Raw genomic sequence first — 20,169 nt, 5'->3', positions numbered from 1 at the left:
GGGAGGGTGGTCGCATTCAAAACTGGGCCATGGTTATGAACCAGCTTCTTCTTCATGATGAACTGAAAGATAGGGTGTTAAAGTACCTTGAATAAATGGGAACTTACACACTTTATTTGACAAGCCCGATTATTATTTGAAACTCATTCGTAAGTCCGCAGCCCGGAAATATTGAGATTTGGAGTATTGTATCATTATGGGAAGAAAAAGTTATTATTCTTGGCATCAGAACAACAAACATAATCTTAAAAATAGTGATTTACGTATAATAATTTATTTAATTATTGACTATATGATTTCAAGGCACTTATTTAGATACCTTCTTGCTATTGCATGTTTGAGGTTTCTAATCAAATGATAAATAAATTATAGATGAAATAACTGTAGTGTTCGAGGCAAATGTATAAATATTTAATTCAATGCTCTAATTATAGGGCTTGCTATGAGAAGCCCCCGGTACTCCGTAGACTCCTGTGGGAGCAGAGGCATCGGTGAGACCCTGCAGTGGGCTTGCCCACGAGGAGGCTCACCAGCCGCCCACGGAAAGCGAAGGGGTATCGGGGGCTACGGGACCAGAGAAGGAAATATTCACCTGAATTTCAGTTAGTTAGCAATCTTTGGTGCTTATTATTTATTTCATTAACGTAATGATTTGTAAAAAAATAGTGAAGCAAAGTTTAATTATTATTAAATTTATGATAGGATTATGTCGAATCGTCGAATTGGGGTGACGTCATGAGAGTGATTGCTGGTGTCCGAAAGGGACAGGCTTTGAAAGCTGTACCTGGGAGTGCAACTAGGCCAACTACAGATAAAATTAAAGAAGCCGTTTTCCAGTCTATGGGTCCATTTTTTGATGGAGGCAATGTTTTAGATTTATTTGCCGGAAGCGGCTCACTCGGTATAGAAGCACTTAGCCGTGGGATGGAACAAGCTGTTTTTGTGGATAAGCAGGGAAAGGCAATACATACCATTAAAGAGAATTTAAAAACGGTGAGAATGGAGGACAGGGCAGAGGTCTTTCGTACAGATGCATACCGTGCTATCAAAGCTGCTGCTAAGAGAGAGTTGATATTTGATTTAATTCTTCTCGATCCGCCCTATAAAAAAGTCAGTTATACAAAACTCATCGAAGAGATAATTGAAAACAATCTCATTAAAAATGATGGTATTATTTACTGTGAACATGATCCGAATGATGAATTGCCGGATCAAAATGCTGATTTAACTATAATGAAAAAGGAAAATTACAGTAATACAATTGCAGTAACCATCTACCGTTTTAACACACAACTATAGTCCAATAACTGAGATGAGAAACTTACATACGAAAGTGGAAGGAAAAACTTCCTATATCCTTATCTCAGTTCAACTAACATTCAGTGGGGGAGGGTCTTGCGACTGAATGGGTTTCATAACATTTAGAGAGGGGTAAAATAATGTCAAAATTAGCCATTGTTCCTGGAAGCTTCGATCCATTTACTAATGGACATTTAGATATTGTAGAACGAGCTGCTAAAATCTTTGGCAGAGTGATAGTAACTGTATTCAATAATCAAGCAAAATCTCCGTTATTTTCAGTAGAGGAACGTGTACGATTGATTAAAGAATCGACCAAGCATTTACCGAATGTTGAAGTGGATTCATCCAATTTTCTGTTGATGCATTATGCTACTGAAAAAAATGCCGATGTTGTTATACGAGGATTGAGAGCTGTAACCGACTTTGAATACGAGATGCAGATTACTTCTATGAACCGGACCTTAAACAAAGATATTGAAACATTCTTTATCATGACGAACAACCAATTTTCATTTTTGAGTTCTAGTATGATTAAAGAAGTGGCTCAGTATAATGGAAATATATCGGGGCTGGTACCGGAGGTTGTTGAGCAAGCATTAAAAAAGAAATTTAATTATGCATAGCTTAAAAGAGATGGCTTTAACCATCTCTTTTGCTTTTTTGGTACAGTATAATAGAACTTATCGATAAAAACAGTAGCGTAATCCAAGGGCCAATCGTAGTTAGATACATATACAATTGGTTGATCAGAGGTACGGAGGAATCCGTTATGGCCGGTACTTCTACTGTTCCCTCTGTCATTCGATTTAAATAGAGAGGTTTATAAAGAATTATGGTAAGAACACTTGCGATAATACCGTGTAAAAATCTTGCAAAAAGATAAGGAGTAAAGCGGATATCAGTTTTTGCTAAAATACTGGCAACCTGAGCTTGGATGGAAAAACCGTTGAACCCTAAAATAAAGCTAACTAAAATCAATTTTGGTAGTAGAGAATTTATTTCTATATTTGATATTAAAGTAGCGCCAAGAGTAATCTCAAATAACCCAGAGAAAAAAGGTAGTCCAAGAGCTGTTGGGATGCCTAACAAATGGAATATAACTTCAATTATTTTACTGATCCAAACGGATATGTTTACGAGATGGAGTAACTGGACAACAACCGAAAAAAGAATGATGAATCCACCGACCATCACTAACGTTTTAATAGATTGTAAAACCGCATCACCCAATACTTCGCCAAGCGGACGAGATTCTTTCATTCTAGTTTCATGCATTTGCTTCAGCGCATGAATAAAGATTGGTGAATTATGCTTTTTTTCATATTTCACTATATCTTTCTTACTTTCGCGTAGTTTGTAAAATCGCATCAATATACCGACAAACATATTACTGACATAGTGGGAAACAGCTAATAATACTCCTAGTGCAGCGTTATGGAACAATCCAACGGATATTGCTCCAAAAATAAAAAGCGGACTGGAGTTATTTGTAAAAGATACTAATCTTTCAGCTTCAATTTTAGTTAGTTGTTTTTCTTCTCGGAGTCTTGCTGCAATTTTGGCACCTGTAGGATAACCACTTGCCATACCCATCATCCAACCAAAGCTGCCGGCGCCGGGAACATTGAACAACGGACGCATAATCGGCTCAAATAAGACGCCAAGAAATTTAACTACACCAAAGGCAAGCAAAAGTTCAGCTGTAATAAAGAACGGTAGGAGGGAAGGGAATACAACTTCTGCCCACATTTTTAAACCACGTATGCTGGCGGCTAATGCTTCATCGGGAAATTGAATGAGTAATATCGTTAAACAAATTGTTACTCCGGATAACAAAATGGTTTTTAAAAATGAATTCAATCGGAAGCCCCCTAGAGACGTGCTATCTGTACAAGAGATTTTGGAAGGTGTAAAATTAATGCTAGAATAGACTATGTTTAAGTGTACAGGCTTAGTGTTCCTTATCAATATACGCAGCTCAGGGCTTTGAATATGACAAATACTTTTAGAATAGAAATAACTGTCAGGAAGGGGCGGGATAGATGAAGCTTTCAAAAAAACGAATTATTTTCTATGTGATTATATTGGTCTGCGTTTACTTTTTCGCAGTATATCGAATACCATATTACATACAAAAACCTGGAAATACCGAACCACTCAATCCGATTGTAGAAGTGGATGGTGGACATGCTAGTGAAGGAGAAATGCATTTAGTGACGGTTAGTGGACTGCAGGCTACACCTTTACAATACGTTCTTGCTAAAGTACTTCCCCATAATGAGGTTAGGCCTCTCCATGAAGTGATTCCCGAAGGTATTACACCTGATGATTACATGCATGGACAACTTCAGGTGATGGAGAGTTCTCAAGAAGCATCGCTTGTCGTTGCGTATGAATCCGCTGGGAAAGATATTACCATCGACTATGTCGGCGTATATGTTGTTGGAGTCGTAGAAAATATGCCTTCCTTTGGTAAGTTGGAGATGGGTGACCGGATAATAAGTTTAGATGGAAATGAAATTGAGGAGTCATCTGATTTAGTCAGTTATGTGGAGGGAAAACAGGCAGGAGATACGATAGCAGTTGACTTTATTAGGGAGAATGAAACGTTAAGTACTGAAATTACATTGGATTATTTCCCGAATGATGAATCGAGAGTTGGTATGGGAATCAGTCTTGTTACTGATCGGGAAGTTACAGTTGATCCAGAAGTTAACTTTTCCAGTGGAAATATAGGTGGTCCAAGTGCGGGTTTAATGTTTGCTTTGGAAATCTATGACCAATTGACGGAAGAAGATATTACGAAAGGTTATAAAATAGCTGGAACAGGTGAAATTGATTACGATGGAAATATTTATCGAATTGGTGGTGTCGACAAAAAGGTCGTATCTGCTGATCGTGAAGGAATTGACATTTTCTTCGTCCCAAATGAAAATGGTAGAGCGGATTCCAATTATGAAATTGCTAAACAAACAGCAGAAGAAATTGATAGTGAAATGGAAATCGTACCTGTAGATACATTTGATGATGCTTTAAACTATTTGGAAGAACTCCAATAACAAAAATAAAAGCTTGCGATAGGGCCACTTATGGCATGATCGCAAGCTTTTTCATTAAATACGCAAAGGTGTTCTCAGCTCTTGCTTGGATAATGACAATCTTGTTTCTGGTGAGAGGATACTATAATATGCTGCTGTTGCTCTCTCCTCCAATTGAAGCATTGGATGCATATCTTTACTGAAATTAGTAATGATAGGGACTTCCACCGTTTTTTTCATTTTGTTCAAGTATCTCTGACCTCTTTCCGTCATTCCGAGTAGACGAACGTAAGGTACTCCAGTAGATTCTTTTAGATAGGAATCCAATTCACTTTTTCTTGTATTGGTTAACAAGTGGACAAATAGCCGCTGAATTCTTGTCCAAGTATATCTTTTTGTTTTAATCGATTCCATCCATTCCTGCATACTTCGAGCATATTTTGCTGTTTTACTCAATCGGTATTCTAGGCCCTCCACAACTCCGTGGATATCACGTAATTCGGAATGTGTCATCGTTTGAACTCGATAATTTAAGATTTGGAAATAATTTTCCCATTGGTGCCAAAGCGTAGTTTTTCGTTTATATTCTTGGAGTTGATGTAGTGTCACATCTGGAATGGCAGCTATAACTTTTGAAGTTAAATTGCCTGATTGTATCATCTCATTTCGAATACTCGTTGCACTCGCGATGGCGTTTGTTATTTCAGGTTCGTGAAAGTGATTATTAATCCGCTTAATTGTATGTATTTCAATGGGGAATTTATTTTCCATTATTGTTTTCACATAGCTCATGCCTAATATATTGTTTGGCTGGGAAAGGTCCATTGCTTCAGTTGTTAATCCAATTGCTCCATATGCATGCATACTAGCTTCTGGGAAAGATAAACCCTTGTTCAACCAATGCTTTAATTCTTTTTCATAAACATCTTTTTGCTCAAGGAAACTGGTAAAACTGGTTTTAAACTGTGCTGCATCACCTGCTTCACTTCCGAAACAAATCGATGATACACCCATTTTATGGAGTGTATTTACAGCACCTTTTGCAAATAAATCACTATTTTGCACAGCAAATGCATAAGGTAACTCCAAGACAAGGTCAATGCCTGATGAGAGCGCTGCTTCAGCCCGATGATATTTATCTATTATTGCTGGTTCTCCTCGTTGAAGAAAGTTGCCACTCATTACAGCAATAACCGTATCAGCTCCGGTTACTTTTTTTGCTTCTTGGATATGATAAGCATGTCCATTATGAAATGGATTGTATTCAACAATGACACCACAGGACTTCATATACTTCAACTCCTAGGATTAATGTGCTATTATTGTAACAAACATTGTGATCGACAGGAAATTATTATTTTATTCCTGACTGTAAAGAAAAGATATTGACAAATTAGCTTTTTTCTTTTAAAATTACTCTTGTTGCCTAGAGGTGATAAACATGAAAATTACTGTATCACAAATTCGTCAAAAGAGTTTTGAACAACCTTTCGAATTTGAAGAAACAGTTGATGTTTCAGAATTGGAAACGATGAACAATGATATCCGCCGGATAAGACCGGCACATGTTAGAGCTTCATTCACAACGGATAACGAAGAAATTATTGTTTCTTTGAAAATTACAGGTGAGATGATTTTACCATGTGCTAGAACGCTTGTCGATGTTCCATATCAGTACGATATCACAGCAGATGAAATATTTTCCACTTCTCCATATTTAACTGAGGATGATTTGGAAAATGATATCCATCCAGTTGAAGGAGAAGTACTTGATTTGAAGCCACATATTCTGGAGAATATTTTATTAGAAATCCCATTCCGGGTATTTTCTGATGAAGCTAATCCAGAAGGAGCTGCACCGACAGAAGGTGAAGGTTGGAGCTTTGTTCAGGAAGAAACCAAGGAAAAGACGATTGATCCACGTTTGAAAAAATTGGAGTCTTTACTTAAAAATAATAAGAAAGAAAATGAATAGTTTGTAGAACTGTCTTTTCATTTTGAAGGAGGTGTAGGTCATGGCAGTACCTAAGCGTAAAACATCGAAAAAGGTTAAAAACCAACGTCGTACTCATAAAAAACTTCTAGTACCTGGCATGGTAGAATGCCCAAACTGTGGTGAATTAACTAAGCCACACCACGTGTGCAAATCATGTGGTCATTACAAAGGGGACGAAGTAGTTAACAACTAAACTTGTCCAATCTATAGAAACAGATCACTACTATGTGGTCTGTTTTTTATATTAAACAATATGAAGGGGGCATTCAAAGTTGGGAGAATTAATTACATACGAAAGACACATGGACGACTATGGTATTATCCGGTTAAATAGACCGGAAAAACGTAATGCAATTTCTATGGAAATGACAGCGCTTTTAAAAGATAAAATACAAAAAGCGGAAAAGGACAATTTGAAGTTTTTAATTATTACGGGAGCAGGTAACACTATGTTTGCAGCAGGTGGAGATTTATCTGAGCTGCACGGTGAGCTATCTAGTGAAGAAGCATACTTCCGGTTATTTCCTATGATGGAAGTTTTAGAAAGTATTCTCTACTTCCCGGTTCCAGTTATCGCTAAGTTAAATGGCAACGCTTTAGGTGGCGGATGTGAGCTGGCTACAGCCTGTGATATCAGAATTGCTAAAGAAAATACTAAGTTTGGATATATTCAGTCTACAATCGGGATTTTACCTGGTTGGGGAGGTGGAGCTCTACTTTATGAAAAAGTCCAACCAAGTTTTGCTCTGGATTGGATCACAAGGGGAGATGTTTTGTCGGTACAAGAACTGAAGGACAGAGGGTGGATTCACCAGATTATTGAAGAAGAAAGCTGGGAGGATGAAAAATATCTTTCTCCCTATATTGAAAAATCGGCGCAACAGATGCGTCTACTAAAAGCGCAATATAGAGCTGTTATTCAACCGGAAGAACTTCGTCGACGGATGGTTGAAGAAGTGAAGGCTTCTGCTAGTTTATGGGAGTCAGAGGCCCATAAAAAAGCACTTGAAAACTTTTCATTGAGAAAAAAGTAAACAGAGATTCTATCAATCCTCGTTATTGCATACATTGATAGCAAAGTAACACGAGGAGGAGTGCTATGAAAGAGACAAGACAGGATGCATGGACGAAAGAAGAGGATGATTTATTAGCTGAAACTGTCCTGCAATATATTAGAAATGGAAATACGCAATTAGAAGCTTTTAAAGAAGTGGCGGCTAAGCTTGCTAGAACACCAGCAGCTTGCGGTTTCCGCTGGAATGCAACGATTCGAAAACAATATGAATCAGCAATTTCTTATGCGAAAGAAGAGAGAAAAAAGATTAGTAGCCAGGCTTTAAGAGCGTTGCAGACAACTAACGATCCAGAAAAAAACGCGATTGAATCTGCTATTCAGTTACTGGAAAAGTTGAAGAGTAATGTTTCTGAAGAAATGGCTGATGAACAGGCAAAAATCATCGAAGGACTTCAAAAAGAAAATCAACAATTATTACAACAAGTGCAGCGATACCAAAACGCCTGGGCCGAAATGGAGAAGTTATGGCAATGGGTTAATAGTTCATCTGAAAGTAAAGCAGAGGTTTGAAAAAAGATTCCCATCTTGGAGAACTAATAGTTCTCTTCAAGTAGGGAATCTTTTTCATGTTTTATTTAAGTAAATGTCTATATCAGTACAAACAATCTCCTAGAAAAGCGAAACTTTAATTCGATGACTCTTCCGTTTGGTGCGTGTCTTTTTCTTGTACACCTTCAGGCAACCAAATGAGCGGATTTTCTCCCAAATCCCTTTCTAAGTCATAATGAGCTTTTTGGAAGCCCATTTTTTCCCAAAAACCATGGGAATTGATTCGTGGGCTTGTCTTGATTGGTAAATTAAAGCTTTTGGCATAGTCGACCATCATTTTACCATAACCCTGCCCCTGATAGTCTGGTAAAACTTCAAGTTTCCAAAGTGCCAAATAGTCCTGTGGCGGATCGAAGTAGTTATCGTATTTGCTCTTTATCCTGTAGAGGCTCATCCTTGCAATTAAACTTTCCCCCATATAAATACCGTAAAAGGGTGACTCACTATTGTTTTCAATAAAATTGTTCTCCAAGTCCTCGAGCATAGAAAGTTCCTGGTTTCCATATTCTCTGAAGTTCTTAAACTTCTCTAATGTCTTATAATTGATTAATAGGTTTTCCACTTTTACTTTATTCATTTCAATACCCCCTTGATCATCATGAAAAAACTTTTGCTTAATAAGTGATAGTTCTTTCTTTTTTTAATTATACCCCAATTGATAGTATTTTTAAAATCTTGTGGGTGTGAAAAAGAAGAGATGTAAATATAGTAGAGTCAAATAGGGAGTATTTTGGTACAATAAAAATTATACCTTTCGATTATGCTCGGAAAATTAATAAAGGAGAATTTCCGGAATGATAGATATTATAATTTATTTATTTTCATTTTTTATTACAATTCCGATTCTTGCAAGCTTTATAGTATATATTGGCAGTATGATTATGGAACGGAATAAGATAAAAGCAATTCATAAAATGGTTACATGGACGACGCTTTTTTACATCATTGCAGTAACAATTATGCTTGCACTGATTTTTGATAAAAGCTTTCTCGGTATCGTTTTAATTTTCTTATTAAGTGTTTTGTCTATTATTATCTTTATCCAATGGAAAACAAGACGCGATGTACAATTAAAAAAAGCAACTAAATTATTATGGAGGATTTCTTTCCTGCTCTTCTTCGTCCTATATGGTTGTTTAGCAATTGCAGGAGTCATCAAATATTTAGTGGCATAAAAAACATCGCACAAGCAAATCAAGAAAAGTGATATTTTCTTCAGGATTAGATACAATACACTTGGACTGATTCAAATTAAAGGAGTAGACATTAGATGCGAATCGACGCAATGCATATGAAGAATGAAAGTCAGTTGATCGCTGATTACAAAAATGGAAAAGAGATTAGAAAGTTTTTTGATTACGACCCTTTTAAGTCGTTTGGAGTTCGGGCGGAAGAATTAAAGATGAGACAATTCAAACGCAATGAACTGGCTCCTATACTCGAAGAATGCAATACGCGTTGGGGCGCTGGCGAAGAGACGTTGAAGCAAATTGAGAAACTAAAAAACCCTGATTCCGTCGTAGTTGTTGGTGGCCAGCAGGCTGGTTTGTTGACGGGGCCGTTATATACAATCAACAAAGTCATTTCCATTATACAACTGGCGAGGGAACAAGAGGAAATATTGGGTACACCAGTACTGCCAGTTTTTTGGATTGCTGGTGAAGATCATGATTATGAAGAAATCAATCATGTTTTTTTACCTGAGAAACAACGATTAAAAAAGTTCAAGTTTAATCAATCACATTATAAGAAGAAACCAATTTCTGAGATTAAGTTGGATAAATCATTAGCTGAAAAATGGATCAATGAGTTATTCTCAACATTAGAAGAAACAATTCACACAAAAAAAAATTATAACATGATCCTAAAAGCGATCCACGATTCAGAAAGTTTTACGGACTTCTTTGCTACACTTATACATAGGTTATTTGAAAAAGAAGGATTGATTTTACTGGACGCAGCAGATAAACGTGTTCGGAAAATCGAAAATGACTATTTCATTCGGTTAATTGAAAATCAACCAAAAATAAGTGAGGGAGTTACTCAAGCTTCCAAAGAGTTGGCGAATATGGATTATACCACCTCACTTGAAGATCTCGATCCGTCAGACGGTCATCTCTTCTATCATCAAGATGAGGAGCGAATCCTGCTTAAGCGAACAGAAGAGGGAGATTGGATAGGTAAGCAAGAGGAGATCAATCTTTCGACAGAAGAGTTATTGAAGATCGCGAACGAACAACCTGAAAAGCTTAGCAATAATGTGGTGACTCGTCCCATTATGCAGGAACTTCTGCTACCGACATTAGCCTTTATTGGGGGACCTGGGGAAATTGGTTATTGGTCAATCTTAAAGCCGGCATTTCACTCCTTAGATCTGAAAATGCCGCCTGTAGTACCAAGATTATCATTCACATTTATTCCAGAACGAACAAAGAAGGCCTTAGTTGCAACTGGAATTTCACTGGAGACAGCCCTTCACCACGGAAGCGCGGACGAAAAAGAAAAATGGTTATTGAGTAAGCAACAGCCTCCTATTACTCAATTAGCTGATGATCTAAAAAAGGTAATTGAACAAGCACATCAGCCTATTCGAAGAGTCGCTGAAGACATCCGGGATGACATCGGAGCTCTCGCTGAAAAGAATTTATTTTATTTACATCGAGAAATCGATTATCTGACAAATCGGATGGAACAGGCGTTAGAGGAGAAGTACGAAAAGGAGATTTCACAATTCGAATTAATCCAGATGATGCTGAATCCGGAAGGTGGATTACAGGAACGTACCTGGAGTGTACTTCCATTTCTTAATGAATATGGAACTGAGTTCATTTCAAAACTTGCTCGCTCCTCATGTTCTTTTAAAAATCAACATTATATTGTGGAACTATAATTTGGGATTACCCACCCATTCCTCCACCTTTCACCACTTATAAAAAATTAAAGAAGAAAGCTGTTAAACGTTGATTTAACAGCTTTCTTCTTTTTTGTATTACCATTTTTATCCTTAGTGAAATAAAAAATGAATGATAAACGAAAAAATTAGTGGAGGATAGTGGAGGGTTGTGGTAATATAATATTACGAAAGTGGGGAGAAAGAAATGTTCATGGGTGAATACAAGCATAACGTAGATACGAAGGGAAGAATGATTGTACCCGCCAAGTTCCGTGAAGAGCTTGGGGAGACTTTTGTTGTGACTCGTGGTCTTGATAAATGCTTATTCGCTTACCCAATGAACGAATGGAAGGTAATAGAAGAGAAACTAAAACAACTCCCCTTAACTAAAAAAGATGCTAGAGCTTTCACTCGTTTTTTCTTTTCCGGCGCAGTTGAATGCGAAGTGGATAAGCAGGGCAGAATAAATATCCCAGCGAACTTACGAACATATGCAGAACTTGAAAAGGAATGTGTAGTTATCGGAGTTTCGGAACGAGTTGAGATTTGGGCTAACGAAAAATGGGAAGACTACGTGGAGGAATCTGAAGAATCCTTCTCTGAAATCGCAGAAAACCTATTGGACTTTGATATTTAATACGAAAAGCGCATACGCGTGCACAAAATCAAGCTAAAAAACGAATCAGGAAATAACCATAGACATTTTACAAACATGAGAATAAAGCAGGTGAGGGCTTGTTTGAACATTATAGTGTATTAAAAGAGGAAACAATTGAGGGATTAAATATTAAGCCTGACGGTACATACGTTGATTGTACAGTTGGTGGCGGTGGCCATTCACTGGAAATAGCATCTAGATTAAATGAAAATGGCTTACTGATTGCGTTTGATCAGGATGTTGATGCTTTGGAAGCAGCTAAGAAGAGGTTGGAAGAATACCATGACCGAATCCAATTCATCCATGCCAACTTTCGTGAGTTGGAAAATGAGCTGGAGAAACATGGAACCCAAGAAGTGGATGGGATCATCTTTGATTTAGGTGTATCTTCTCCCCAATTAGACCGAGGAGAAAGAGGATTTAGTTATCATCAGGATGCAGAATTAGACATGCGTATGAATCAAGAAAATGAATTGACCGCTAAAGAAATTGTGAACACATGGCCTTATGAAAAGCTGGTCGGGATCTTTTTCCAATATGGTGAGGAAAAGTTTTCTAAGCAAATCGCCCGCAAGATAGAGGAATATCGGGCTACATCAGAAATAACCACAACCTCACAATTGGTGGAAATCATTAAAGAAGCTATTCCTGCACCGGCCAGGAGAAAAGGTGGGCATCCTGCTAAACGAATCTTTCAGGCCTTGCGAATTGCAGTGAATGACGAATTATTTGCATTCAATGACGCATTACATCAGGCAGCAAAGCGTGTTCGTATTGGCGGGAGAGTGGTAGTAATTACATTCCATTCACTGGAAGATCGAATTTGTAAACAAGCGTTTAAGAAGTGGAGTACACCGAAAGAGACACCACGTCATTTACCTGTTATTCCACAAGAGCATGAAGCGCCATTTAAATTGATTACACGAAAACCAATTATTCCCCAAGATGATGAACTGGAAGAAAATCGCAGATCACGCTCGGCGAAACTAAGGATTGCTGAAAAAACAAAAACTTGGAATGAAGAATTCACATATGAGGAAGGATGGAGACGGAAATGAGTGCTAATCAAGCGAGAAACTGGGAAGTAAATACGAGACCAAGTCAAAATCAGGTTCCAAAAGTTTCAGTAAAAGTTAAGAAACAAGGCTGGATAACTAAAGGAGAAAAGATTATCTATTCTATTGTTGCAGCTGGCTTGATCGCAGCGGGGATTTTTATGGTATCCATTTCTTCCCAAACGGATACTTTAAATCGAGAAGTACAACAACTTGAGAGAACAGTTGAACAACAAAAAATTGCAAACGAGGGGTTAGCATTTGAAGTAAAGGAATTATCACGTCCTGAACGGATCATTTCCATTGCAGAATCTCATGGATTAAAAATTCAAAATGCTGAGGTCAAACAGGCACAAGCAGTGGAGAATGAGTAAGAAGGTATTATATGAGAAAAAATAGAACAACTCATATGATGGCGGGGATATTAATCATTGTCTTCGTTGCAATTTTTGTTGTATTAACTGGCAGGTTTATTTATATTCAAGCAACAGGTGAAGTGAATGGCGTTTCTTTAGAAGAATGGGCAGAACAAAAGCGCACATCCTCTTATATATTGCCTGCTGAGCGAGGTAAAATACTTGATAAAAATGGTATGATATTAGCCTATGACAGGCCAACGTACCGTATGTATGCAATTATCGACGAGACCTATTCAGAAGACCCTGAAAACCCTCGACATGTAGTAGATGTTGATAGGACTGCGGAGGAACTTGCAAAGGTGTTTGAAACCGAACCGGAAGTTTTCAGAGACTCATTGCAGGCAGGTCTTCAGGCAGAACCACCACGGTTCCAAGTGGAGTTTGGCAATATTGGTAAGCAGTTGACACAAAAACAAAAGGAAGAAATCGAAGCACTGGGCCTTCCAGGTATTTATTTTGATGAGTCTCCAATGCGCTTCTACCCGAACGGAATGTTTGCTTCCCATATTATCGGCTTTGCTAGAGAAACCGAAATAGAAACGGAAGATGGAGTAAAAACAGAAGTTACAGGAATAGCGGGTATGGAACGGCAAATGGATGAATACCTACGTGGGACGAATGGCTATATTTCATATCAAAGAGATTTATATAATTCAAAGCTATTAGATCCGAATGAAATAATCAAAGAACCAGAGCATGGCGATGATGTGTATTTAACTCTCGATCAGAAAATCCAGACTTTAGTGGATGAAGCACTAACTACAGTTGAAAAAAAGTATGATCCTGAGCGGATGACAGCTGTTGTAATGCATGCGAAAACTGGCGAAGTCCTTGCGATGAGCAGTCGTCCAAGTTACAACCCAAATAACCCTGCGAATGTTGAGAACTGGTATAACGATGTAGTATCCACCCCAATTGAGCCTGGTTCGACAGTTAAGATGTTTACTTGGGCTGCAGCTATTGAAGAAGGGTTATATGATGGCAATGAACTCTTTAAATCTGGAACATATAACGTAAATGAGAAAATTATCCCTATTCGTGACGTTAACGAAGGAAAAGGCTGGGGTCTAATCTCTTACGATGAAGGATTTGAACGATCTTCAAACGTTGCCGCATCCAAACTAGTATGGGAAAAGATTGGTACAGAAAAGTTCCTGGATTATCTTCACGCTTTTGATGTTGATAAGAAAACAGGTATTGACTTGCCGGGAGAAGTAACAGGAGAGATTTTATATAATTGGCCAAGGGAAAAATTAACTGCCTCCTTTGGACAAGGAAGTACGGTTACTCCGATTCAAATGATGAAGGCTGCAACTTCGATTGCAAATGATGGTAAAATGGTGAAGCCTTATGTGATTAGTAGAATTGTAGATTCTACTAGCGGTGAAGTCATAGAGCAAAATAAACCTGAAGTTGTTTCTGAACCGATTTCTAAAGAGACGGCCGAACAAGTCCGTGGTTTATTAAGACGAGCTGTCGAAGGTGAGCATGCAACAGGAAAAAGATTCAAGCTCGAAGATTATTCTATTGGCGGAAAGACAGGTACTGCACAAATAGTAGGACCGGATGGCAAATATATGAAAGGTAGAGAAAACATGATTTTCTCATTCCTAGGTATGGCACCAATTGAAGATCCTGAGCTAGTCATCTTCGTTTCTGTACAGCAGCCGAATTTAGAGATTGGTGAATATGGCTCGATGCCAGTTTCATTTATTGTTAAAAATGTGATGGAAAATAGCCTGCATTATTTAAATATCGATCCGGATGAAAGTGAAGTTGAAGAAATTGAACGATTCGAAGTGCCGGATTTTAATGGTGAAGAACCTGAAAAAATCGCACAAAGTATGAATGAGAACGGTATTAAAGTTACAGTGGTTGGTGAGGGAAATACTGTAACACAAGCGAATGTAGAGCCGGGTGATAAGATTCTACCTACGAAGCATGTTATTTTAGTCACAGATGAACCGTCAATGCCAGATGTGACAGGATGGTCAAAACGGGAAGTTGTTCAACTGGCAGAGATGCTAGATTTACAACTTGAGAGTTTTGGCAGCGGGTTTGTTGTTCTTCAAAGTGTGGAACCGAACACTCCACTAAGGGAAGGTTCTTATCTAGGAATAGAATTGCTACCGCCTAATGAAGAAAGAGATCCTGTTGAAGAAACCGAGGAAAATGGTTCTACAGAAGATGAGCAGATTGACGGAGAAAATGAGAATCAAGATGAAACAAACTAATCGTGACAAAGGATAAACAGTGTTCTATTCGTTTTTTAAAACTCATATAGTGGATACAAGCCTATCTATGAAGAGGAGTGCAAGTATGAGACGCGTATCCACCACTAGGGTTAAAAGACGAATAGTTGCTGTTTTTCTTTTTGCTTTACTTATTCTAATTACAATTACAATCAGACTGGCTTATGTACAATTTGTCATCGGAGACAAGTTGTTTGTAGAAGCTAACGAATTGTGGACGAGAGATATTGTCTTCGCTCCGGAACGGGGAAAAATTCTAGATATGAATGGAGTGCCGTTAGCGGAAAATGTAACTGCACCTACTGTAACTATTGTACCGAGACAAATTATCGACCCCGAATTAACTGCTGAACAATTGGCAGTTATTTTGGATGCTTCAGAAGAAAAAGTCTTCCAAACAATCACAAAATCTGCTTCCAGTGTGACGATACGTCCAGAAGGCATTAAAATTTCTGAAGAGCAAGAACGTGCAATCCGCACACTGAATCTTCCTGGTGTCTATTTGGCTAAAGACTCCAAGCGACATTACCCATATGATACGTATTTATCCCATGTGCTTGGCTTTACTGGAATTGATAATCAAGGTCTAATGGGTCTTGAACAATATTATGACGATAAATTGCAGGGCAAACCTGGAAGTTTATCGTTTTATTCAGATGCGAAAGGTAACCGCTTAGATACTCTTGCTGATGTCTACACACAACCTCGGGATGGATTGCATTTGAAAACGACAATAAATTCACAGGTACAAGCAATTATGGAACGTGAACTTGATCTTGCTGTATTAAAATACAATCCGGATGGTGCGATGGCAATTGCTGTTAACCCAAAAACTGGTGGTATCCTCGGTATGACAACACGTCCCAATTTCCATCCTGAGAATTACCAAGAGGTGGACTCCAAAGTGTTCGACCGTAACCTCCCGATTTGGAGTACGTACGAGCCTGGGTCAACCTTTAAGATTATAACCTTAGCAGCTGCACTAGAAGAAGATATTGTTAATCTCGAAAACGATCACTTTCATGATGATGGTGATGTCACTGTATCGGGTACACGAATTCGTTGCTGGAAAAGTGGAGGGCACGGTGATCAAACATTTTTAGAAGTCGTGCAAAACTCCTGTAACCCTGGTTTCGTTGATTTAGGTCAAGAACTTGGAACGGAGCGGCTATTCTCTTATATTGATGCTTTTGGATTTGGTAAAAAAACAGGGGTCGATTTAAGTGGAGAAGGGAATGGAATTCTATTTAAACCTGAAAATGTAGGTCCGTTAGAGCTAGCCACCACTGCTTTTGGTCAAGGTGTATCAGTTACTCCGATTCAACAGGTGATGGCAGTTGCTGCAGCAGTAAATGGCGGGTATCTATATGAACCATATATAGCTTCTGAATGGATTGATCCTGTTACGGAGGAAGTTGTGGAGAAGAATGAACCGACAATCAAGAAAAATGTCATCTCCAAGGAAACATCTGATGAATTGAAATACGCACTGGAATCCGTAGTTGCACAAGGGACAGGTCGCCCTGCATATGTTGAAGGGTACCGAGTGGGAGGAAAGACTGGAACTGCTCAAAAAGTTGGCCCTGACGGCAGGTATATGCAGAATAACTATATAGTTTCATTTATTGGCTTTGCTCCAGCTGATGATCCAGAAATTGTAGTATATGTCGCAGTCGATAACCCAAAAAATACGGTTCAATTTGGTGGAGTAGTTGCTGCTCCAATTGTAGGGAGAATTATTGGAGACAGCTTACCTGTTATGGGTGTAGAAAAGCGTAAAGATGGAATAGAAAAAGAATATATGTGGCCTGAAGAGCCATTGGTCGAAGTTCCTGATCTCGTTGGTCTTAAACCACAAAAGTTAGCAGAGTATATGTTGAATTTGTCTGTGGAAGTCAGTGGGGATGGAGAACGAATAATTGATCAAGAACCGAAGCCTGGCGAGAAAGTTATACCAGGTTCCAAAATTAGAATATTTTTGAGTGATTGATGATATGTGTATAAGTCATCCTTTTCCCATCGGTATAGATTTATTGGAGAAGGGTGTTCCGATGAAATTAAATGATTTGATATCCAAATTGCCTTTCGTTTCAAGTCCTGCCGAAGATTTTGAGGTGGAAATTAGTTCCATTGAAACGGATTCGAGAAAGGTGAAGCCTGGCAGCTTGTTTATTTGCATAAAGGGTCACCAAACGGACGGTCACCTATATGTACAGGAAGCAACTCAAAAAGGAGCTGCGGCAATCATTGCAGAAACTGAAATAGAAAGCAGTGTACCTGTCGTTTACGTAAAAGATTCATCACGAGCACTTGCAATCATTGCAAATACATTTTATGACTATCCTACGGCCAATTTCCCGTTGATAGGGGTGACGGGAACAAATGGTAAAACTACAGTCAGTTATCTTCTTGATTCCATATATCAAAACTTTGGTAAAAACACGGGTCTGATTGGAACAATACAAAATAAAGTTGGCAACAGTTATAGAGAGACGAGTAATACAACACCGGATGCACTTGTGCTGCAGCGTCTCTTTCGCGAAATGAAAGACATTGGCGTTGATCAAGTGATTATGGAGGTTTCTTCACATGCATTAGATTTGGGAAGAGCCTATGGATGTGATTTCAACACTGTAATATTTACCAATTTGACTCAGGACCATTTGGATTACCATCACGATGAAGTGAACTATTTCCTTGCTAAAAGTTTATTATTCTCACAGCTGGGAAACAGCTATCATCATGGGAGTAAATATGCAGTCATAAATATCGACGATAAATATGGTAAGAATTTACAACAGATGACAGCACAGCCGGTTGTGACTTATGGAATCAATTGTTCTGCAGATGTTATGGCTGATGATATACAACTTTTTGCGAATAAGACTATTTTCAGATTGAAAACACCTGTAGGAACAGTTAAAATTACGAGTAGGCTTACTGGTATATTTAATGTATACAATATGCTCGCGGCAACTGCTGCAGCTATTCTCGATCATATTCCATTAGAAATCATACAGGATACGTTGAAAGTAATCCCTTCAATACCAGGCAGGTTTGAAGCCGTCGATGAAGGTCAGTCATTTGGCGTCATTGTAGACTACGCACATACACCTAATGCCCTCCAAAACGTATTGGAGACATGTAGAGGTTTGACGACTGGTCGATTGTATTGTGTCATCGGTTGTGGCGGTGACCGGGATCCTAGTAAACGGCCTCTAATGGCAAAAGAAGCTGTAAACTTGGCGGATTATGCTATTTTCACATCCGATAATCCGAGAACTGAAGACCCCGCAGCAATTATTGAGGATATGATTCAAGTATTTGATGATAATGTAACAAATTATGAAAGTATACTAGATAGGAAAAAGGCGATAGAGAAGGCTGTATTTTATGCGGAAGAAGGGGATTTAATCCTTATCGCCGGTAAAGGACATGAAACTTATCAAGAGGTAAGCGGGAAAAAATATCCGTTTGATGATCGAATTGTCGCTAAAAATGCTATTCTTACTAAGGAGATTTAAACATGTTATTTTCATTCCACGATTTAGAAAAAATATTTAAAAACCATCATCATATCAATCATCTACCACCGATAGAAAGAGTAACGACGGATAGCCGTGTGAAAGCTCCAAACTCACTGTTCATTCCAATTGTTGGTGAAAATTTTAATGGCCATGATTATGTGGAGCAGGCGATTGAAAATGGTGCAATTGCAGTAATATGGGATGAGAAGGAGCAGCTGCCTGCTTCCATCCCGAATGATTTCCCTGTTTTTTTCACCACTGATACGACGAAAGGTTTACAAGACTTGGCTGCTGAATACCGGAATCGAATTGATCCTATAGTAATTGGAATTACAGGTTCTAATGGGAAAACAACTACGAAGGATCTTGTTTCCGCTATTGTGAAAACCACTTATCGTACGCATGCCACTTTGGGGAATTTTAATAATCAAATTGGTTTACCTTTAACCATTCTAGATATGCCAGAAGACACAGAAGTCCTTGTTCTTGAACTTGGAATGAGTGGCTTTGGCGAAATAGATTTGTTGACTAATATTGCGAAGCCAGATTATGCCATAATCACGAATATTGGTGAATCCCATATAGAATTTCTTGGATCAAGACAGGGGATTGCTAAAGCTAAACTTGAAATTGTCAATGGCTTGAAAGAAGATGGCTGTCTTATCGTTGATGGAGACGAACAGCTATTACAAGAGATACAACCTGCAGGGTTCCGTATGTTGCGCTGTGGCTTTTCCGACGATAATGACATGCAAGTGACGCGTGCAGAAGTAACATTGGAAGGAACTTCATTCAGCCTTTCCAATGGAAGTGAATTTCAAGTCCCTCTATTTGGTGAGCATCATGCAAAAAATGCGGCATATGCTATTCAAATTGGAGAACAGCTAAAAATTCCACTTGAAAAACAAAAAGCTGGAATATCTTCTTTGGCTTATACTTCCATGCGTTTTGAGTTATTACAAGCAGAGAACGGAGCAACGGTTGTGAATGATTCCTACAATGCGTCTCCTACTTCCATGAAGGCTGCAATTGAAGTAATTAAACAAATGGATGGTTTCGCAACAAGAATTCTAGTGCTTGGAGACGTTCTTGAACTTGGCACATTTGCGGATGAGATGCACCGTTCGATAGCAACTGTCATTTCCTCGCCGATCACTCACCTTTATACATACGGTAATCACGCGAAGCTAATCAAAGATAATGTAAACAACCGCGCTATCACGTGTCAGCACTTTGAAACGAAAACCGAATTAGTTGTTGAACTGAAAAAACAACTGACCGAAGACTGTCTTGTATTATTTAAAGCTTCACGAGGGCTTGAATTTGAGTCGATGGTCAATGAAATAGTTATTGAACATAAAAATGAGGAGCAGTAATTAAGGGGGAATTAGACTTGAATACAACA

The 20,169-nt window shown here is 38.4% G+C and carries 19 protein-coding genes; 16 read left to right on the top strand and 3 right to left on the bottom strand.

Annotated elements, in window-relative coordinates; translation table 11 throughout:
- Positions 1–735: 735 nt before the first annotated feature.
- Both rsmD and coaD read left to right on the top strand, forming a co-directional pair.
- Positions 736–1,299: a 16S rRNA (guanine(966)-N(2))-methyltransferase RsmD gene (gene rsmD, locus M3210_RS02605; RefSeq protein ID WP_251511061.1), complete on the top strand. Its 564-nt coding sequence runs from the start codon at positions 736–738 to the stop codon at positions 1,297–1,299.
- A gap of 140 nt (positions 1,300–1,439) precedes the next feature.
- Positions 1,440–1,925 (top strand): pantetheine-phosphate adenylyltransferase, encoded by a 486-nt coding sequence (gene coaD / locus M3210_RS02600; RefSeq protein ID WP_251511060.1) that lies wholly within the window; start codon positions 1,440–1,442, stop codon positions 1,923–1,925.
- A gap of 16 nt (positions 1,926–1,941) precedes the next feature.
- On the opposite strand, the gene ylbJ is transcribed toward coaD, so the two are convergent.
- Positions 1,942–3,162 carry a sporulation integral membrane protein YlbJ gene (gene ylbJ, locus M3210_RS02595; RefSeq protein WP_251511059.1) on the bottom strand — a complete coding sequence of 407 codons (1,221 nt, stop codon included), beginning with the start codon at positions 3,160–3,162 and terminating at the stop codon, positions 1,942–1,944.
- Between the two features lie 182 nt (positions 3,163–3,344).
- Here ylbJ and M3210_RS02590 point away from each other — a divergent pair, with 182 nt between their 5' ends.
- Positions 3,345–4,361 carry a SepM family pheromone-processing serine protease gene (locus M3210_RS02590; protein WP_251511058.1) on the top strand — a complete coding sequence of 339 codons (1,017 nt, stop codon included), beginning with the start codon at positions 3,345–3,347 and terminating at the stop codon, positions 4,359–4,361.
- 54 nt (positions 4,362–4,415) lie between these two features.
- Here the strand turns inward: M3210_RS02590 and M3210_RS02585 are convergent, their stop codons facing one another.
- A complete protein-coding gene (locus M3210_RS02585; protein WP_251511057.1) occupies positions 4,416–5,630 on the bottom strand; it encodes a nucleotidyltransferase in 1,215 nt (404 codons plus the stop codon).
- 151 nt (positions 5,631–5,781) lie between these two features.
- On the opposite strand from M3210_RS02585, the gene M3210_RS02580 reads away from it, so the two are divergent.
- The 4 genes from M3210_RS02580 to M3210_RS02565 all read left to right on the top strand — a co-directional run bounded on the left by M3210_RS02580 (position 5,782) and on the right by M3210_RS02565 (position 7,921).
- Positions 5,782–6,315, top strand: coding sequence for a YceD family protein (locus M3210_RS02580; protein WP_251511056.1), 534 nt, complete (start codon positions 5,782–5,784; stop codon positions 6,313–6,315).
- Positions 6,316–6,355: 40 nt separating this feature from the next.
- Positions 6,356–6,529 carry a 50S ribosomal protein L32 gene (rpmF, locus tag M3210_RS02575; RefSeq protein ID WP_251511055.1) on the top strand — a complete coding sequence of 58 codons (174 nt, stop codon included), beginning with the start codon at positions 6,356–6,358 and terminating at the stop codon, positions 6,527–6,529.
- Positions 6,530–6,608: 79 nt separating this feature from the next.
- A complete protein-coding gene (locus tag M3210_RS02570) occupies positions 6,609–7,370 on the top strand; it encodes an enoyl-CoA hydratase/isomerase family protein (RefSeq protein ID WP_251511053.1) in 762 nt (253 codons plus the stop codon).
- Between the two features lie 65 nt (positions 7,371–7,435).
- Positions 7,436–7,921: an RsfA family transcriptional regulator gene (locus M3210_RS02565; RefSeq protein WP_251511051.1), complete on the top strand. Its 486-nt coding sequence runs from the start codon at positions 7,436–7,438 to the stop codon at positions 7,919–7,921.
- Positions 7,922–8,036: 115 nt separating this feature from the next.
- On the opposite strand, the gene M3210_RS02560 is transcribed toward M3210_RS02565, so the two are convergent.
- On the bottom strand, positions 8,037–8,537 hold the full coding sequence (locus M3210_RS02560) for an N-acetyltransferase (RefSeq protein ID WP_251511050.1): 501 nt from the start codon (positions 8,535–8,537) through the stop codon (positions 8,037–8,039).
- A 217-nt stretch (positions 8,538–8,754) separates the two neighbouring features.
- Here M3210_RS02560 and M3210_RS02555 point away from each other — a divergent pair, with 217 nt between their 5' ends.
- The 9 genes from M3210_RS02555 (at position 8,755) to M3210_RS02515 (ending at position 20,140) form a co-directional block, all read left to right on the top strand.
- On the top strand, positions 8,755–9,135 hold the full coding sequence (locus M3210_RS02555) for a DUF3397 domain-containing protein (protein WP_251511048.1): 381 nt from the start codon (positions 8,755–8,757) through the stop codon (positions 9,133–9,135).
- Positions 9,136–9,230: 95 nt separating this feature from the next.
- The gene (gene bshC, locus M3210_RS02550) at positions 9,231–10,850 is read left to right on the top strand and encodes a bacillithiol biosynthesis cysteine-adding enzyme BshC (RefSeq protein WP_251511046.1); all 1,620 of its coding nucleotides are present in this window, start codon (positions 9,231–9,233) and stop codon (positions 10,848–10,850) included.
- 208 nt (positions 10,851–11,058) lie between these two features.
- Positions 11,059–11,490 (top strand): division/cell wall cluster transcriptional repressor MraZ, encoded by a 432-nt coding sequence (mraZ, locus tag M3210_RS02545; RefSeq protein WP_251511035.1) that lies wholly within the window; start codon positions 11,059–11,061, stop codon positions 11,488–11,490.
- A 98-nt stretch (positions 11,491–11,588) separates the two neighbouring features.
- Positions 11,589–12,569: a 16S rRNA (cytosine(1402)-N(4))-methyltransferase RsmH gene (gene rsmH, locus M3210_RS02540; RefSeq protein WP_251511032.1), complete on the top strand. Its 981-nt coding sequence runs from the start codon at positions 11,589–11,591 to the stop codon at positions 12,567–12,569.
- On the top strand, positions 12,566–12,940 hold the full coding sequence (ftsL, locus tag M3210_RS02535) for a cell division protein FtsL (protein WP_251511028.1): 375 nt from the start codon (positions 12,566–12,568) through the stop codon (positions 12,938–12,940). The genes rsmH and ftsL overlap by 4 nt, the downstream gene beginning before the upstream one ends.
- 11 nt (positions 12,941–12,951) lie before the next feature.
- On the top strand, positions 12,952–15,219 hold the full coding sequence (locus tag M3210_RS02530) for a penicillin-binding protein (protein WP_251511024.1): 2,268 nt from the start codon (positions 12,952–12,954) through the stop codon (positions 15,217–15,219).
- Positions 15,220–15,304: 85 nt separating this feature from the next.
- The gene (locus M3210_RS02525; protein WP_251511022.1) at positions 15,305–17,227 is read left to right on the top strand and encodes a stage V sporulation protein D; all 1,923 of its coding nucleotides are present in this window, start codon (positions 15,305–15,307) and stop codon (positions 17,225–17,227) included.
- Positions 17,228–17,288: 61 nt separating this feature from the next.
- Complete coding sequence (locus tag M3210_RS02520) at positions 17,289–18,761, top strand: UDP-N-acetylmuramoyl-L-alanyl-D-glutamate--2,6-diaminopimelate ligase (RefSeq protein WP_251511015.1); 1,473 nt, start codon at positions 17,289–17,291, stop codon at positions 18,759–18,761.
- A gap of 2 nt (positions 18,762–18,763) precedes the next feature.
- Positions 18,764–20,140, top strand: a complete 1,377-nt coding sequence (locus M3210_RS02515) for a UDP-N-acetylmuramoyl-tripeptide--D-alanyl-D-alanine ligase (protein WP_251511009.1) — start codon at positions 18,764–18,766, stop codon at positions 20,138–20,140.
- The last annotated feature ends 29 nt before the right edge of the window (positions 20,141–20,169 follow it).

Origin of the sequence: Oceanobacillus luteolus (assembly GCF_023715655.1) — a bacterium.
Lineage (GTDB): Bacteria > Bacillota > Bacilli > Bacillales > Amphibacillaceae > Oceanobacillus > Oceanobacillus luteolus.
The sequence above is the reverse complement of the archived record's forward strand: the minus strand, read 5'-3'. Positions and strand labels throughout refer to the sequence as shown.

Coding starts and splice junctions, on each gene's coding strand:
- rsmD (WP_251511061.1), top strand. CDS start 736: ATGAGAGTGATTGCTGGTGTCCGAAAGGGACAGGCTTTGAAAGCTGTA.
- coaD (WP_251511060.1), top strand. CDS start 1,440: ATGTCAAAATTAGCCATTGTTCCTGGAAGCTTCGATCCATTTACTAAT.
- M3210_RS02590 (WP_251511058.1), top strand. CDS start 3,345: ATGAAGCTTTCAAAAAAACGAATTATTTTCTATGTGATTATATTGGTC.
- M3210_RS02585 (WP_251511057.1), bottom strand. CDS start 5,630: ATGAAGTCCTGTGGTGTCATTGTTGAATACAATCCATTTCATAATGGA.
- M3210_RS02580 (WP_251511056.1), top strand. CDS start 5,782: ATGAAAATTACTGTATCACAAATTCGTCAAAAGAGTTTTGAACAACCT.
- rpmF (WP_251511055.1), top strand. CDS start 6,356: ATGGCAGTACCTAAGCGTAAAACATCGAAAAAGGTTAAAAACCAACGT.
- M3210_RS02565 (WP_251511051.1), top strand. CDS start 7,436: ATGAAAGAGACAAGACAGGATGCATGGACGAAAGAAGAGGATGATTTA.
- M3210_RS02560 (WP_251511050.1), bottom strand. CDS start 8,537: ATGAATAAAGTAAAAGTGGAAAACCTATTAATCAATTATAAGACATTA.
- M3210_RS02555 (WP_251511048.1), top strand. CDS start 8,755: ATGATAGATATTATAATTTATTTATTTTCATTTTTTATTACAATTCCG.
- bshC (WP_251511046.1), top strand. CDS start 9,231: ATGCGAATCGACGCAATGCATATGAAGAATGAAAGTCAGTTGATCGCT.
- mraZ (WP_251511035.1), top strand. CDS start 11,059: ATGTTCATGGGTGAATACAAGCATAACGTAGATACGAAGGGAAGAATG.
- ftsL (WP_251511028.1), top strand. CDS start 12,566: ATGAGTGCTAATCAAGCGAGAAACTGGGAAGTAAATACGAGACCAAGT.
- M3210_RS02530 (WP_251511024.1), top strand. CDS start 12,952: ATGAGAAAAAATAGAACAACTCATATGATGGCGGGGATATTAATCATT.
- M3210_RS02525 (WP_251511022.1), top strand. CDS start 15,305: ATGAGACGCGTATCCACCACTAGGGTTAAAAGACGAATAGTTGCTGTT.
- M3210_RS02520 (WP_251511015.1), top strand. CDS start 17,289: ATGAAATTAAATGATTTGATATCCAAATTGCCTTTCGTTTCAAGTCCT.
- M3210_RS02515 (WP_251511009.1), top strand. CDS start 18,764: ATGTTATTTTCATTCCACGATTTAGAAAAAATATTTAAAAACCATCAT.